General features: G+C 62.0%; 14 protein-coding genes and 1 riboswitch. Of the genes, 5 read left to right on the forward strand and 9 right to left on the reverse strand.

From position 1 onward, the window contains the following. From thiD to AOZ07_RS00320, 5 genes are all read right to left on the reverse strand, one after another. A complete protein-coding gene (gene thiD / locus AOZ07_RS00300) occupies nucleotides 1-1443 on the reverse strand; it encodes a bifunctional hydroxymethylpyrimidine kinase/phosphomethylpyrimidine kinase (protein ID WP_060700183.1) in 1443 nt (480 codons plus the stop codon). After that, nucleotides 1425-2066 (reverse strand): thiamine phosphate synthase, encoded by a 642-nt coding sequence (thiE, locus tag AOZ07_RS00305; protein WP_060700184.1) that lies wholly within the window; start codon nucleotides 2064-2066, stop codon nucleotides 1425-1427. Before thiE ends, thiD begins: the two co-directional genes overlap by 19 nt. Next, a complete protein-coding gene (thiM, locus tag AOZ07_RS00310) occupies nucleotides 2059-2853 on the reverse strand; it encodes a hydroxyethylthiazole kinase (RefSeq protein WP_060700185.1) in 795 nt (264 codons plus the stop codon). Before thiM ends, thiE begins: the two co-directional genes overlap by 8 nt. Continuing rightward, nucleotides 2843-2937: riboswitch (TPP riboswitch) on the reverse strand. Its footprint overlaps the gene before it by 11 nt. 37 nt (nucleotides 2938-2974) lie before the next feature. After that, nucleotides 2975-3340, reverse strand: a complete 366-nt coding sequence (locus AOZ07_RS00315) for a GntR family transcriptional regulator (protein ID WP_060700186.1) — start codon at nucleotides 3338-3340, stop codon at nucleotides 2975-2977. Further along, entirely contained in the window at nucleotides 3337-4932 is a 1596-nt protein-coding gene (locus tag AOZ07_RS00320) for a hypothetical protein (protein WP_194943722.1), read from the reverse strand. Before AOZ07_RS00320 ends, AOZ07_RS00315 begins: the two co-directional genes overlap by 4 nt. A 103-nt stretch (nucleotides 4933-5035) precedes the next feature. Between AOZ07_RS00320 and AOZ07_RS00325 the strand changes: the two genes are divergently transcribed. Both AOZ07_RS00325 and AOZ07_RS00330 read left to right on the forward strand, forming a co-directional pair. Then, nucleotides 5036-6469, forward strand: a complete 1434-nt coding sequence (locus tag AOZ07_RS00325; protein WP_084793084.1) for an aldehyde dehydrogenase family protein — start codon at nucleotides 5036-5038, stop codon at nucleotides 6467-6469. 79 nt (nucleotides 6470-6548) lie between these two features. Then, nucleotides 6549-7997, forward strand: coding sequence for an amino acid permease (locus AOZ07_RS00330; protein ID WP_060700188.1), 1449 nt, complete (start codon nucleotides 6549-6551; stop codon nucleotides 7995-7997). On the opposite strand, the gene pgm is transcribed toward AOZ07_RS00330, so the two are convergent. Continuing rightward, nucleotides 7994-9592, reverse strand: coding sequence for a phosphoglucomutase (alpha-D-glucose-1,6-bisphosphate-dependent) (gene pgm / locus AOZ07_RS00335; protein WP_060700189.1), 1599 nt, complete (start codon nucleotides 9590-9592; stop codon nucleotides 7994-7996). The two genes, AOZ07_RS00330 and pgm, sit on opposite strands and share 4 nt — an antisense overlap. 54 nt (nucleotides 9593-9646) lie before the next feature. On the opposite strand from pgm, the gene AOZ07_RS00340 reads away from it, so the two are divergent. Next, complete coding sequence (locus AOZ07_RS00340) at nucleotides 9647-9970, forward strand: DUF4190 domain-containing protein (RefSeq protein WP_236995224.1); 324 nt, start codon at nucleotides 9647-9649, stop codon at nucleotides 9968-9970. Between the two features lie 82 nt (nucleotides 9971-10052). Here AOZ07_RS00340 and AOZ07_RS00345 read toward each other — a convergent pair whose 3' ends face one another. Beyond that, on the reverse strand, nucleotides 10053-11510 hold the full coding sequence (locus AOZ07_RS00345) for a peptide MFS transporter (RefSeq protein WP_060700191.1): 1458 nt from the start codon (nucleotides 11508-11510) through the stop codon (nucleotides 10053-10055). 52 nt (nucleotides 11511-11562) lie between these two features. Then, nucleotides 11563-12909 carry an amidase gene (locus AOZ07_RS00350; RefSeq protein ID WP_060700192.1) on the reverse strand — a complete coding sequence of 449 codons (1347 nt, stop codon included), beginning with the start codon at nucleotides 12907-12909 and terminating at the stop codon, nucleotides 11563-11565. Between the two features lie 67 nt (nucleotides 12910-12976). Between AOZ07_RS00350 and AOZ07_RS00355 the strand changes: the two genes are divergently transcribed. Together AOZ07_RS00355 and pheA are read left to right on the forward strand one after the other, a co-directional pair. Then, nucleotides 12977-13303, forward strand: a complete 327-nt coding sequence (locus AOZ07_RS00355; RefSeq protein WP_060700193.1) for a rhodanese-like domain-containing protein — start codon at nucleotides 12977-12979, stop codon at nucleotides 13301-13303. Then, nucleotides 13300-14223 carry a prephenate dehydratase gene (gene pheA, locus AOZ07_RS00360; RefSeq protein WP_060700194.1) on the forward strand — a complete coding sequence of 308 codons (924 nt, stop codon included), beginning with the start codon at nucleotides 13300-13302 and terminating at the stop codon, nucleotides 14221-14223. The genes AOZ07_RS00355 and pheA overlap by 4 nt, the downstream gene beginning before the upstream one ends. A gap of 73 nt (nucleotides 14224-14296) precedes the next feature. Here pheA and AOZ07_RS00365 read toward each other — a convergent pair whose 3' ends face one another. Then, nucleotides 14297-15343: a diacylglycerol/lipid kinase family protein gene (locus AOZ07_RS00365; protein ID WP_060700195.1), complete on the reverse strand. Its 1047-nt coding sequence runs from the start codon at nucleotides 15341-15343 to the stop codon at nucleotides 14297-14299. Nucleotide 15344 lies beyond the last annotated feature (1 nt).

Genomic DNA, 15344 nt, shown 5'->3' on the forward strand with positions numbered 1-15344 from the left:
TCAGGCCGTAGAGAATTCTACTCGGTTCCGCCGTGCCTGATCGAAGAAGGCCACCTCGTGTTCGGAGGATCGCACGAAGGCCAGCCGCATCCGCTCGCGCAGATCGACGTCGGCCTGCTTCCACGCGACGCGCACCATGTCGATGGCGCGCTCGGTGGCTAGATCGAATTCCTCCGACGCATAGGTCACCAGCCACTGCTTGTACGGGTGCGCTGGATGGTTGGCTGAGGCCAGGCGCTTGCCGATATCCTGGTACAGCCAATAGCACGGCAGGATTGCGGCGATCAGCTCCGCGTAGCTGCGCTTGGAAGCGGCCAGGTGGTTCACGTAGTTCAATGTGATGGCGCTGGGATTGGCGGTCCCTTCGGCCAGGTAGCTGCGATGCAGCTGCAGCTCGCCTTCCAGGATTTCCCGGGCGGAGCCGGCCCAGAAGCGCTGCGCGTCAAGATCCGGGGCCAATGCGCTGGCTTCGGCCAGCACCTGGGCATAGCGCTGCAGGTACAGCGCGTCCTGCGCCAAATAGTATTCAAAGTCCGCTGGGTCCAGCGTGCCGTCGGCCAGCTGGGCAATGAACTCCAGGTTGTCGATGGAGCCGCGCAGCTCGTGGATCTGCTGCCACCACTGATCCATCGGATCAGCTTCGCTGAAGAAGTGGGCAAAGTGGTTCACCGGGCCATGCCCGCGGCCGACGTTGAGTTCATCGGCAGCTCCGATGGCGCGGAACAGATAGGCCTTGGCCTGTTCCAGCGCGCTGGCCCAGTCGCCGCCCGATGCATAGATCGTCGCCAGGGCGCTGGACAGGGTGCATCCGGTGCCGTGGGTGTTCTTGGTGTGGTGGCGCTGGTTGCTGAACTCGGCCAATACTCCCTGGGCGGAAACCAGCGCATCGGGACACAGGTCCCCGGCCAGATGCCCGCCCTTGGCCAGGACCAGTGCATCATGCTTGGCAGCCAGCCGCCGGGCCTGTTCCAGGACCTGCGGCCAGTCGGCCGCTGCCGGCTCGCGCAGCAAGCTTGCCAGCTCCAGCAGATTGGGCGTGATCACCGAAGCGCGGTCCAACAGGGAATCGAGCACCGCCTCATCTTCCAGGAGCCGGTCCCCGCTGGTGGCTACCATGACCGGATCCAGTACCACCGGGGCATCCACGGTATCCAGCCATCCGTTGACGGCGCGGATGATCTCCTCGTTGGCCAGCATGCCAATTTTAATGGCATCGATCTGGACGTCGGCGCTGATCGCGTTGAGCTGAGCGAGCACAAACTCGCCATCGATGGCCTGTACCGCGCTGACGCCCAGGGTGTTCTGCGCGGTCAGCGCGGTGATCACGCACATGCCGTAGCCGCCGTTGGCGGCAATGGCCTTCAGGTCCGCTTGGATTCCTGCGCCACCGGAGGGGTCGGAGCCGGCAATGGAGAGAATGTTTTTCACTGCGCTGCCGCCCACGCTGCCACCAGCTGCCCGCTGGCAGCTTGCGGGTCGTCGGCATTGCAGATGGCGCGGACCACGGCCAAGCCGGCTCCGCCGCCTGCGCGGATGGCGCTGGCATCCTGCGCGGTGATCGCCCCGATGGCTACGCAGGGCAGGGAAGTCCGCGATGCGGCGCGGGCAAAACCGTCCAGCCCAATCGGGGTTGGGTGGTCCTTTTTGGTTGGAGTGGCACGCACTGCGCCGACCCCCAAGTAGTCGATCGCCTCGGCATCGAGGTTGGCCTGCGCCAGCTGGGCATCGGTGGAAGCGCTCAAGCCGATGATGCCTTCGCCCATGATCTGGCGTGCCAGGCGCACCGGGATGTCCTTCTGGCCGATGTGGATTCCACTGACCGCTGCCCCGGCCGCGCGGGCCGCCAAGAACACGTCGATCCGGTCATTGATCAGCAACTTCGCCTTGCCTTCGGTGAGGCGGGTCGCGGCGCAGGCCAGTTCGAAGAATTCGCGCGCGGTCTCGTCTTTGGCCCGCAGCTGGATCCACTCGATGCCGCCGGCCACCGCCCCTTCGATGACTTCCAGGGTGGTGCGTGGCGTGCAGCTAGCGGTGTTGGCTACCAGGTATGCGCCGATATTATCCATGGTTCAATTCCTCGTACTTCAAATTCTGTAGTTCTTCAGGTTCGGTGGCGGCCAGGGCATCAAGGAAGGCCACGGCAAAACTCCCCGGACCGCTGCTTGCCGCCAGCGCCTTTTCTGCGGCGAGGCCATAGAATCCGTGGGCAGCGATGGCTGCGTCAAAGGGGTCCTCGTGCACTGCGAGCATGCCCGCGTTGAAGGCGCCCAGCGCGCATCCTCCACCGGTGATCCTGGTCAACCCGATCCCGTTGGTATGCACCAGCACGGTGCGGTTCGCGTCGATGATGGCGTCCGCTTCACCGGAGATGGCAACAACGCACCCGTGCTCCTTGGCCAATTCGCGTCCGGCGTCCAGGGCTGCCTGCACGGTATCTGCTGCATCAACACCTCGGCCGCTGGAATCCTTGCCCGCCAAGGCCAGGATTTCCGAGGCATTGCCGCGGATCAAGGCCGGACGCTGCTGCACAATGTGTCGTGCGAAATCGGTGCGCACCGAAAGGGCGCCCACGGCTACCGGATCCAATACCCAGGGGGTGCCAGCCGCGCTCGCCGAGAGGACCGCTTCCTCCATGGCAACCATTTGCTCGGTGCTTGGAGTGCCCAGATTCACCAGTACCGCGGAAGCCATGGCGGCAAACCCTCCGGCCTCTCCGGGCAGGTTGGTCATCGCCGGCGATGCGCCGGAGGCAAGAAGGACATTGGCGGTGAAGTTGGTGACGACAGTATTCGTCAGGCAAAAAACCAAGGGGGAGCGTTGCCGGTATTTTTGGGCAACGATAGGCAGAGTCATGCGACATCCCTCCGCTAGCGTGAACTAGATCAGGTTCGACGGGTTTCATCTCAGTCGGCTTCTCCGGCACCCCGTGTCACTGATTTAGAGAGTACGCAGAAGGGGTGCCCAGAACAAATCCTCAGGGTTCGCGTCGTGCCACCAATGCCTTGAGCGTCGCGGCGTCAACATGCTGCGCCGCCGCCAATTTCCACAGCTGGTCCACCGCGGCCACCAGGTCTTCGTGGGTATCAACAGATCCGGGTCGTTCGCTCACTATGGTGCCTGCGCGGCGCCTCGAGGAAATCAGCCCTTCGGCTTCCAGCTCCTTATAGGCGCGAGCCACCGTTCCGGCTGCAACCCCCAAGTCCGTGGCCAGCGCTCGGACGGTCGGCAATCGGTTGCCCGGCGCCAACTCGCCAAGGTTGATGAGCGCGGCAATCTGCGAGCGGATCTGCTCATAGGGTGCGGTGGCTGCCTCAAGGTCCACACTGATCTGTGTGCTCATGCGGACGTTGACCTCTGCAAGGACCTTGCTTCGCTGTCCATGGGGCGTTCGAGGAATATGACCGCCGGAATGCAGAAGATCATGATGGCAAGAAGATCCAGGCGGACCGGAAACTCGTAGCCGACAACCAGCATGGCCGCGACGGTACTTGTGACCGCTCGCAGGGAACGCAGTTCTAAAACCCTCCGGTACCAGATTTCTTCAGCGGCCGTAACGTTCCACGGGATAATGGATCTACGCGCGAACCAGGCAAATCCCAGATGTGCGAGGACGAGCAGGACTACCAGGGCAATGACAACCACTTTGCTTGGCGCAACGAAACCCCATAAGTAGTCCAACGGGGGAAAGAGCAAGAAGTACAAGCACGCAACTATGAGCAATCCGGCGCAAATATAAGGCGACATGGGCAACCTTGCCGAATGCTTGGGAGCGGCAGAAATCTGCCGTGAAACCACGTTCGCGTACCCGAGGTAAAGCGCATTCAACGCAAGGTAGAACACTGCGGCACTGGTGAACAACACCAGCATCCAAGTCTCGCGCTCGCCGGTAGGCAACTTGTAGTCATCGCTGACAGGCAAATTCGGCCATGCGATGAAAATGGCAACGAACATGAGCAGGGCTGTCGCGTATTGCAGGGAGAACAGCTGATCGCGCAGCCTGCTGAACCCGGTGCGTTTTGCCCGCGGGAGATTTTCAAAGTTCGTCGGCGGTCGCCAGAAAAGCATCAAGACCGAAATGCCCAGGACAGCGTAGTTCGCCGTCCAGTCCAGGTTGTTGCCGATTTTGTACATGCTATCCATGTACTCGATCCCCGCACCTGATCCATCAATGTAGCGTGTGGACTCGTTGTGGAACCAGCGCGCCTTGTAGTGCAGGGCCTCTCCCGCCTGTACCGCCAGCGATACGGCAACGGTGCGGTAGAGGCGGTTCAGCCAGATGGTGCGCAACAGCCGGTTATTGTGCTCGGAGATTCCCGGAAGTGGCCGACGCCTAAGAATGACAATGGAAGCTACGATTGCAGCCAATGCGAGGATTCCGAAGCTCACGTAGAGGTAAGGAAGGATCTCTCCGGCAGCACGCAATCCGTCCTGCGAAGGATTGCTGTAGGAGTAATCATCGGCACTGATTTCAGTCTCTGGCAATGGTGCAATGGCTGCGACGTCTCGAACAGAGTAAACCGTCACGCAGGCCAGGATCAGAACAACCAGCGTTGCTGCAACGAGCTTCTTGGGTATCGGGCTCGTCAAGGAACGTGGGGCAAGAGTCGCGGTGCGCAGCGGCTTCAACCGGCGTGGCCAGGTGTACTGGCTGGCGACATAGATGAAAGCGACCCACAGGCCAGGGGTGGCTGCTGAAGCAATGCCCATCGCAACATCGAGATTACTTTGATCGCTTATGGGCACGTCCACGGCTTCGCCGAACCAATTGCTTGAGGCAGTGGCAAAGTAGCCGATGATTGCACACCACAATGCGTGCTGTCGTGCGCTTCTGAGCAGTTCACCGTTCTTAGCACGACCGAATGCCCGCAATAAGAAATAAACAACCAGCGCCGCTACGGCAAATGTGCCGAATTGTGTTGATAGAGATGCCATCGTGCCTCCTCGGTGATAATTAATGTATCAAACAGTTGATACATAATGAATCCTTCGGCGCATTAATCGATGGAATTTCCGTTTGGTGACGTACGCTCAAATCATGGGTCTGTTTACTTCCACTCCGTTGCCCGAGCCGGTCGGCGATTCCGCCCCTCCGGTGGACGAGCATCCTTCACGAATTGCCACGGTTCTGAGCCATTTGCGCCGTTCTGCCGACACCCGCATCACCCACCCGCGCCGCTTCCGGATCCAGCAATTGCGCGCGCTGGAGAAGATGCTCGAAGAGCATCTTGACGACTTTGTGCAGGCACTGAATGACGACCTCGGAAAGAGCCCCACCGAAGCCAAATTTGCCGAGGTCGACGTGGTGCGCGCCGAAATCGATTTTGCGCTGAGGCATCTGGCCGAATGGATGGACAGCACCGGCGTGAAGGTGCCGCTGGCGCTCCAGCCGGCCATCGCGAAGATCGAGCCGCGACCCTTGGGCGTGGTCTTGATTATTGGCGCATGGAACTACCCGCTGCAGCTGGTGCTCGCGCCGCTGGTTGCCGCCATTGCCGCTGGCAACGCCGCGGTTCTCAAGCCCTCGGAACTCGCCCCGGCCACCTCGGGGGCCCTGGCCAAGTTCCTCCCGCTCTATCTGGACGAGCGGGTCTTCGCGGTCATCGAAGGCGGTGCGGATACCGCCTCCGAATTGCTGGCAGCACGTTGGGACCACATCTTCTACACCGGTGGGGAGCGGGTTGCGAAAATCGTCGCGATGGCAGCCGCCCAGCACCTGACTCCCACCACTTTGGAACTCGGGGGCAAGTCCCCGGCCGTCGTTGACAACCACTCGCTGGCCACCGCCAAGCGCTTGGCCTACGCGAAGTTCATGAATGCCGGCCAGACCTGCGTCGCACCGGACTACATCCTGTGCATCGGCGATGCCACGCCATTGATTAACCGGTTGGGCCAGGCCATCTCCGGTTTCTACGGCAAGGAGCCAATCACCCACCCGGACTTTGGCAGGATTGCCAGCCACCAGCATTTTGAGCGCTTGCTGGCCATGATGGAACAGGGCGAGGTGGTGTTCGGCGGTGAGTATGACGAAGCAACCCTGCGCATCGCCCCGACCATCATGCGCAACGTGGACCTTGGCGGCACCTTGATGACCGAGGAGATCTTCGGTCCGATCCTTCCAATCATCGAGGTCGAAACCTTCGAAGAAGCGCTGGAGTTCATTGCCCGGCGCCCATCGCCGCTGGCCGCATACCTCATGAGCGAGAGCCCTCGGCTTCAGTCGATTTTCTCGGACAGGGTTCGCGCCGGGGCCATCGTGCACAACGCTCCGCTGGCCCAGATGGTCATTCCCACCCTGCCGTTTGGCGGGGTGGGGGCCAGCGGAATGGGGTCGTATCACGGCAAGCATGGCTTTGACCGGCTTTCGCAGATGCGTTCAGAACTCAACAAAACCACGGTGGTGGACACCCTGAGCGCAATTTATCCTCCATATTCGTGGGCCAAGCGAAAGATTATTGATCGCTTACTGTAGCGCGGTTCATAGCTATGAGACTGCTCAGGGTGCTTGGATTGAAAGGTTGGAAATTTCTAGGCATCAGGAGATGTAACGCATGACTGAGCCCGCACCGTCGCAGGACGGCCTGAAGCGTGGCCTCAAAGCTCGCCATATGCAGATGATTGCCATTGGCGGCTCAATTGGTACCGGACTATTCGTCGCGTCCGGCGGCACGATCTCTGAAGCTGGCCCCGGTGGCGCGCTGGTGGCCTACGCCCTGATTGGCATGATGGTGCTGCTGCTGATGCAGTCCCTGGGCGAGATGAGTGCGCGGCTTCCGGTGGCAGGTTCATTCCAGACCTATGCCACCGTTTTCGTTAACCGGCACTTCGGCTTCGCGATTGGCTGGAACTACTGGTTCAACTGGGCGATTACCGTTGCCGCCGAGCTGGTAGCGGCCGGCATCGTGATGTCCTATTGGCTTCCGGATGTTCCGGGCTGGATCTGGGCGGCGATCTTCCTGGTGCTGCTGACCGGACTCAACGCCATGTCAGCGAAGGCGTTTGGCGAGGGCGAGTACTGGCTGGCGGCAATCAAGGTCATCACCGTGATCGTTTTCCTGGTCTGCGGCTTTGCGATGATCTTCGGAATCATCGGCGGCACCTCGCCTGGCTTCGGCAACTGGACCGAAGGCGATGCGCCATTTGTCGGCGGTTGGCTGTCCATCGTCTCGGTCTTCATGATCGCTGGATTCTCTTTCCAGGGCACCGAGCTGGTTGGTGTAGCTGCTGGTGAAGCGGAAAACCCCCAGCGCGATGTTCCGAAAGCCATCAAGACGATCTTCTGGCGCATCATGCTCTTCTACATCGGTGCCATCTTTGTCATCGGCATGTTGATCCCGTATCTGGATCCATCGCTGCTCTCATCCGAGGCATCGGACATTGCCACCTCGCCATTCACCCTGGTCTTCGAGCGCGCGGGCATCGCCTTCGCTGCGGCATTGATGAACGCAGTAATCCTCTCGGCCATTCTTTCGGCAGGCAACTCGGGCCTATATGCCTCTGCGCGCATGCTTTACTCCATGGCCAAGGATGGGAAGGCGCCGAAGATTTTTGGACGCCTCAACAAGCGCGGCGTCCCCGTGCCGGCCATGCTCTTGACCGCCTCAGTAGGACTTTTCGGATTCCTGACGGCAATTATCGGCCAGGGCGAGGCCTACACCTGGCTGCTGAACGTGTCCGGCCTGTCCGGGTTTATCGCCTGGGTGGGGATTGCGGTGAGCCATTACCAATTCCGCAAGGCGTACGTGGCCAGCGGCCAGGATCTAGCCGACCTTCCGTACAAGGCGCCATTGTTCCCGCTGGGCCCAATTCTCGCCTTTGTGATCTTGCTGGTTGTTATCGCCGGCCAGAATTACCAGGCGGTCATAGACGGCAACCTGCTGCAGATGGCATCAAGCTACGTCGGCCTTCCGATCTTCCTCTTGCTGTGGCTGGGCCACTGGCTGGCTACCCGCAAGCAGCCAGCCGAGGCCATCGACCCATGGACCGCGAAGCTGAACTAGCCAGCTAGGGCAGCATCAACAATCACCCGAGCTTCTGCGAGCACCTGCTGCAGATGCTCGGGTGATTTTGTCGACTCTGCATAAATTTTGTAGATGTCCTCGGTGCCCGAAGGACGTGCCGCGAACCATGCGTGCTCGCTGGAGACCTTCAGGCCGCCAATGGCGAAACCGGCTGCTTCGGTCACCTTTGCGGTGATCGCATCCCCCGCCAATTCGGTGGCGGAGACCATCGAGGGATCCAGCTTGGAGAGCACGGCTTTCTGCTCGCGGTTTGCCGGGGCATCGAAGCGGTCATAGAAGCTCGAACCGTGGCGCTCCACCAGCTGCGCGTGCAGCTGGCTGGGGCTCTTGCCGGTGACGGCGCGCATCTCGCTGGCCAGCAGGGCGAGCATCAGCCCGTCCTTGTCGGTGCTGAAGGCCTTGCCGGACAAGTCCAGGAAGCTTGCTCCCGCGGACTCCTCGCCGCAGAAGGCCACCTTGCCCGAGGCCAGTGGTTCAACGAAGTACTTGAAGCCCACCGGCACCTCGCGCAGGGTCCGGCCGTGGGAGGCCACTACCTTGTCGATGAGCACCGAGGAGACCAGGGTCTTGCCGATCTCGGCATCTTCCGGCCAGTTCCCGCGATGGGTCAGCAGGTAGTCGATGGCCACAGCCAGGAAGTGGTTCGGGTTCATCAACCCGGCATCCGGGGTGACGATGCCGTGGCGATCTGCATCCGCGTCGTTGCCGGTGGCGATGTCGTACTTTTCGCGGTTGGCTACCAAGGATGCCATGGCGTGCGCCGAGGAGCAGTCCATGCGGATCTTGCCGTCTTTATCCAAGGTCATGAAGCCGAAGCGCGGGTCGACGCTCTCGTTGACGACTTCCAAGTTCAAGCCGTAGCGGCGTCCGATTTCACCCCAGTAGTGCACCGAAGCCCCGCCCAGCGGGTCGGCGCCGATGGAGATGCCCGATTCGGCGATGACCTTGAAGTCGATGACCTCAGCCAGATCGGCAATGTACAGTTCGCGGAAGTCGAAAGGCGTTGCGGCGGCTTCGCCCCGCTTGATCTGCCCGTTGGCCAGCAGCTCATTGGCGCGTGCGGCGATCGGACCGGTGATTTCGGATTCTGCCGGGCCGCCGTGGGGCGGGTTGTACTTGATGCCGCCGTCGGTTGGCGGGTTGTGCGATGGGGTGATGATCAGGCCGTCCGCCTGATCGCCGCCCTTGGCGTTGTGCACCAGGATTGCGTGGCTAACCGCCGGGGTAGGGGTCAGCCCGTCGTCGGCGAGAACCTCGATGCCGTTGCCTGCCAGGACTTCGAGGGCGGTCTGGTAGGCAGGGTCCGAGAGCGCGTGGCTGTCCTTGCCCACATACATTGGGCCGGTGATCCCCGCTGCGACGCGGTAGTCCACCACGGCCTGGGTGATGGCGGCGATATGCGCCTCGTTGAAGGTGCCGTTCAGCGAGGTGCCGCGGTGCCCCGAGGTGCCAAAGATGACTGCCTGGTCGGGGTTGTCGCTGGAAGGAATGATGCTGCTGTAGGCATCGAGCACCTCCTGAAGATTGATCAGGTCAGATTCGTTGGCTGGTTGTCCGGCTCGAAGGTGTGCCACAGATTGCCTCTCAGGTTGATGCGCTTTATGCGAATTCATAGAAGAATAGTAGTTGTGAGCTACTACCAGTATCCGCAAAATCCCTACCAGCCACCGAGAGAGCCCACAGGATTGTCCGTGGCTTCCCTCGTGCTGGGCATCTTGTCGATGCTGGGCTTTGCTGCCATTATCCTCGTTCCGCTGGCCGGAGTCATTACGGGGCACCTCGGTTTACGCCGCGAACCGCAATCCAGGGGTTTGGCCATAGCCGGCCTGATCACCTCGTGGATCGGATTGGCCCTAGCCATAGTCGCCTACGCGGTGATCATCTGGTTCATCTGGTTCATCGGTTCCGAATACGGGGATTATTCCTATTACGAGAATATGACCTACTCATAAGCTCAAAACCGCGCAGGATCTTCCCGCAGACAACAACGGCTGGCCCCGAACGGGACCAGCCATTGCTCATTTGAGCCGCGCTCTAGTGAACCGAGCCCATCAGCTTCTTCAGCCCCGGGGTTGCAGCCATCATGGCTACGCCCACGACGACGGCGGTGCCGCCCATGGCGATGAAGTAGGGGATCTCGTTGCCCGGGGTGTAGTACCCGGCCAGCACGCCCGACAGGGTGGTGCCCAGGGATACCGACAAGAAGAACAGCGCGATCATCTGCGTGCCGAATGCGGCCGGAGCCAGCTTGGTGGCAATTGCCTGGCCTACTGGCGAGAGCAGCAGCTCGGCGAAGGTGCACAGCAGCAAGATGCCCACCAGGGCCAGCAGCGGGGTCTTGGCGAAAGATTCCAGCGGGATGAAGCACAGGAATGCAGCACCCACGATGACCAGTGCCAAGCCGAACTTGATGGCGGTGTGCGGCTGGCGCTTGCCCAGCTTGGTCCACAGGGCCGCGAAGATGCCGGCAAAGATGATGATGAACACCGGGTTGATCGAGGTGACCCAGCTCGGCGGCATTTCCCAGCTGCCCAAGTGGCGGTCCAGGCGCTGATCCGAGTAGGCGGCGATGAAGGTGAACTGCTGCTGGAACAGTGCCCAGAAGGCGGCCGAGCCGATGTAGAACGGAATGAATGCCCAGACCTGCTTGCGTTCGGTCGCATCGACCTTCTTGCTGCGCAGGATCAGTGCGAAGTAGATGATCGAAGCGGCGATGACCACGTAGGCGATGGTGCTTGCCAGGTTCTCCGGGGTCACGATCTTGCTGGCGAAGGCGGCAATGATCAGGACGATCACGGCGGCGAAGATGACCACGTAGCGCTTGCGCTCGGCGGCAGGCAGCGGATTGTTCGGGATGTTGCCGCCGGCAGGAAGCTTCTTGCGTCCGGCAGTGTAGATGCCCAGGCCAATAGCCATGCCGATGGCGGCGGCGCCGAAGCCAATGTGGAAGCCGAAGGAAACCTGCAGCCAGCCGGTGAGCAGCGGGCCGATCAGCCCGCCGATGTTCACGCCCATGTAGAACAGGGAGAAGCCGGCATCAATGCGGGGATCATCCTTGGCATAGAGCGAACCAACCAGGGCCACGGCGTTGGCCTTCAGGCCGCCGGATCCCACCGCGACCAGGATCAGGCCAACGATCAGGCCGATGTAGCCTGGCAGCAGTGCCAAGCCGATGTGGCCGAGCATAATGGCGATGGCCGAGAAGAACAGCACGCGCTCGGAGCCGAAGAGCCGGTCCGAGAGCCATGCGCCCAGGATGGTGGAGAGGTAGACAGCGCCGCCGTAGGCGCCGACCAGCGACAGGGCCAGGCCCTGGTCCATCCCCAGGCCACCCTCGGTGGCCGAGTAGTACATGTAGTAAGCCAGCAAGCCCTGCATGCCGTAGAAGGAGAATCGCTCCCACATTTCCACGCTGAACAGGCTTGCGAGCGCACCGGGGTGACCGAAGAAGGTCCTTCCGGTGCTGGAAGTGCTCGTTGTTGCAGTAGACATACGTAATATTTTTCGCTTTTGCCTACCCGAGTACCTACTTATATGGGAAAGCTCACATCTGCATCTGGGCCGCCAGCGCGAGCAGGAGCCCCTCGTCGGAACGCGGGGAAATCAGCTGAATACTCATGGGTAATCCGCCACTGGTGGTCGTGACCGGGATGGTGATGGCAGCGACTGAGGCGACGTTCACCATGGAGGTGTACGGGGTGTACTGGCATTGCAACATATAATCGCGATCTGCCGTGGATTGTGTATAGTGCCCGACCAGCGGTGGAATGCTCGCCATGGCCGGGGTGGCAATCACGTCATAGGCCGACCACTGGCGCACAAAATCGGCAGCGATCTGCTTGAGCCGTGAACCCGCCTGCAAATTTTGTTCCAGCGACCGCCCGGCTGCGCGGCGGCGGTAATCCCTGGCCAGCTCGCCCAGCAAGGACTCGTCATTCACTGGCACGTCCTTCAGCCCGTTGGTCCACACCGTAGCGAAGCTTTCTGGATAGTCCGAGGCGTAGTCCAGCCGGGCTGGCTGCACCCGGTGGCGCTGCCCGAGCAGCTCAAGGCCGCGCTCAAAGGCGGTGCGTGCTTCGGGGGAGAGCGAGATGTCGTACACCGATTCAAAGGGCGAGAGGGTGCTGAATCCGATGTTCAACCCGTCCAGCCGCTGCGGGTAGCTGCCCTGCAGCAACGGCAGATAGTGGTCCTTTCCGCGCATCGCGTCGAGCAGCAGGGCCGCATCCAGCGCATCATGGGCCAGCGGGCCGGAGACCGCGAGCTTAGGCGCACCCAGCGGATCAACATATCCGTCCAGCACATCCGAGGGCACCCGGCCCAGCGAGGGCTTGAGCCCGATCAGTCCGCAAGCTGCGGCCGGAATCCGCACGGAGCCGCCGCCATCGGATCCCGCGCCCAGCGGAATCATCCCGGCAGCGATCGCCGCGGCCTGCCCGCCCGAGGAGCCGCCAGAGGAGCGCTGGGGATCAAAGGGATTGCGCGAGGGCGCTGACACCAGGTTTTCCGAATGGCTGCTCAGCCCGAACTCCGGAACCTGCGTCTTGCCCAGGATGACCACGCCCTCGGAACGCAAGCGCCCCACCAGCGGGTGGTCGCGGGTGGCTTCTGGATGATCCACCGCGGCCGACCCATAGGTGGTGGGCATTCCGGCGACGTCGTTGAGGTCCTTGAATGCGGTGGGCAGCCCGTGCAGCCGGCCGGTCTTCCCTCGGGCCTGCGCCTCGTCGGCGGCCCGCGCGGCCGCCATGGCGTCCTCGGCCACATGCACAAAGGCGCCCAGATCCTTGTGCTGCTCGATGCGGTTCAGGTAGTGCTCGGTGAGCTCGCGGCTGGAAATCTCGCCACGGGCCAGATCGTCTCGCAATTTCAAGGCGCTGGAGGGAAACATGTCGGCTTTCGACGCAGGAAATGACTAGTCTTATAAGCAAACACCCTATAAGTGAGGAATGCTAGCCGTGAGCGATTTTGAAACTGTCTCGGTCAACGATGTCCCGAAGGATGCCTTCATCCTTGACGTGCGCGAGGACTTCGAATGGGAAGCAGGCCACGCAACCGGTGCCACCCACATCGTGCTCGGCACCCTGCCCGAGCGTGTTGGCGAGCTGGACCCGGACGTGGACACCTACGTGATCTGCCGTACCGGCGGGCGTTCGGCGCAGGCCGCCGCCTGGCTCACCGGCATGGGCCACACCGCTTTCAACATTGCCGGCGGATCCGACGCGTGGATTGAAGCAGGATTGCCCATGGAATCGGAGAACGGGCAGGAGCCGGCCGTCCGATGAAATACGCCTATCTGGGACCTGCCGGCACCTTCACCGAGTCGGCGCTGCTGCAGGTTCCCGGTGCTGAAGCAGCGCAGCGCATTCCCGCAGCAAATGTGAATGTCGCGCTGGCCATGGTGCGCGATGGAAGTGTCGACGCTGCGATGGTGCCGATCGAGAATTCGGTGGAGGGCGGCGTTTCGGCCACCCTGGACGCCATCGCCCAAGGCCAGGCCCTGCAGATCATTGCCGAGATCCTGGTGCCCATCAGCTTCGTGCTGGCGGTGCGCCCGGGCATCGACTCGCTGGACCAGATCAAGCTCGTCTCCACTCACGGCCACGCGTGGGCGCAATGCCGTTTGTGGGCAGAGGCGAATATCCCCGGCGCCGTCTTCACCCCTGCCTCTTCCACCGCGGCTGCCGCGGTGGCTCTGGGCGATGATGAACCAGGGCATGATGCGGCGATCTGCAACCCGCTGGTGGCCGAGGAGCGCAGACTGAACGTGCTGGTGCGCGGGGTTGAGGACAACATCGGCGCGGTCACCCGCTTTATCCTGGTCACCCGTCCGGGAAAGATCCCGGCGCCCAGCGGGGTGGACAAGTCCACGCTGATCATGCCGCTGCCCGAAGACCGTCCCGGCGCGCTGATGGAACTCCTTGAGCAGTTCACCGCGCGCGGGGTGAACCTTTCGCGCATTGAATCGCGTCCCACCGGAGAAGGCCTGGGGCAGTACTTCTTCTCCGTGGATTTTGAAGGCCACGTCGCCGACGAACGCGTTGCCGCGGCCCTGTCCGGGTTGCACCGCTTGTCCCCGGAGCTGCGTTTCCTCGGTTCCTACCCGGCGGCCCAGGGCGTTGAGCCCTTTGTTGATACGCACAATTCCGATGCCGCGTTCAGCGAAGCCCGCAGCTGGGTGCAGTCGCTGCGCGACCGGTTCTAGGCAGGTGCGCGAAGGCCCCGATCATCCTCGCGGGATCATCAGGGCCTACTTTGTGTCCAGGCGGGGTTCGCAGCTATGGGGTGCGCAGGCGCAGCGCGCTGGGCGAAACGCTGACTTCCAGCTCATTGACCTCGCCGGTGGGGTCCCCGTCAATCTGGGTATTCATCGGCTCGGTGCAGCGAAGGGCGATGCCCGGGGTCTGGTAGAAGCTCATCACCGGAATCTTGTTCTTGGCCCGGAAGGCGGTCTTGAGCAGAATCCACATCCAGCCAGCGGCCGAGCGCGGAGACAGGATGACCGCGTCGAGCACGCCGTCATCAATTTTGGCGTCCGGGACGAAGTCCAGGCCCTGCAGCTTGCCGCAGTTGGCGAAGAGCACCGAGCGGACCTTGCGGTTCTGCCAGTTCTCATCGCCGTCCAGCTTGAAGTTGACCTTCTTGCGCTTGCCGGGCAGCTGGCGCAGGCCAGCCTCCGAGTAGGCGAGCCAGCCGACCTTGGATTTCAGCTCTTCATTGGTGTCGTCGAAAAGATCCGCGTCGGTGCCAACACCGGCGATGACCAGGAACGCATGGTCCGCCTCGCTGCCATCGAGCAGCTTCAGCTTCATGTGCCCCACATCGATTCGGCGCACCATGCCCCGCACTGCCACCAGTGCTGCGGTGTGCAGGTCGTCAATGGGGATCTCGACATTGCGCGCGAGCAGGTTGCCGGTGCCCAGCGGAAGGATGCCCAACGAGGCATCGGTGCCTTCGAGCACCTCTGCCACGGCGCGAATCGTTCCGTCGCCGCCCGCGGCAATAATTGTGTCGCATTGCGCATCCAGGGCTTCCCGGGCCGCATCCTGGCCCGGGTTCTCCTTGGTGGTGTGCAGAACCAGTGGCGCTTCGATGCCTGCTTCAGCGCAAACCCGCTCCACGGCCTTCTGCGCTTCTTCCGCACCTGACTTGGAAGGATTGATGACCAGTGCCACCTTGCCCGGGGTGGCGTGTTCGGCCGCTACCGGCTCTTGCGCCGAGGGCAAGCGGTAGTGCGAGAGCTTGCGCACCGAGTACCAACTGGTTGCCGCGACGGCAGCTGCGGCAGCCACGGCAGCGAAAACGATCACACGATTTGTCTGCATA

This window comes from Glutamicibacter halophytocola, from assembly GCF_001302565.1.
GTDB lineage: Bacteria > Actinomycetota > Actinomycetes > Actinomycetales > Micrococcaceae > Glutamicibacter > Glutamicibacter halophytocola.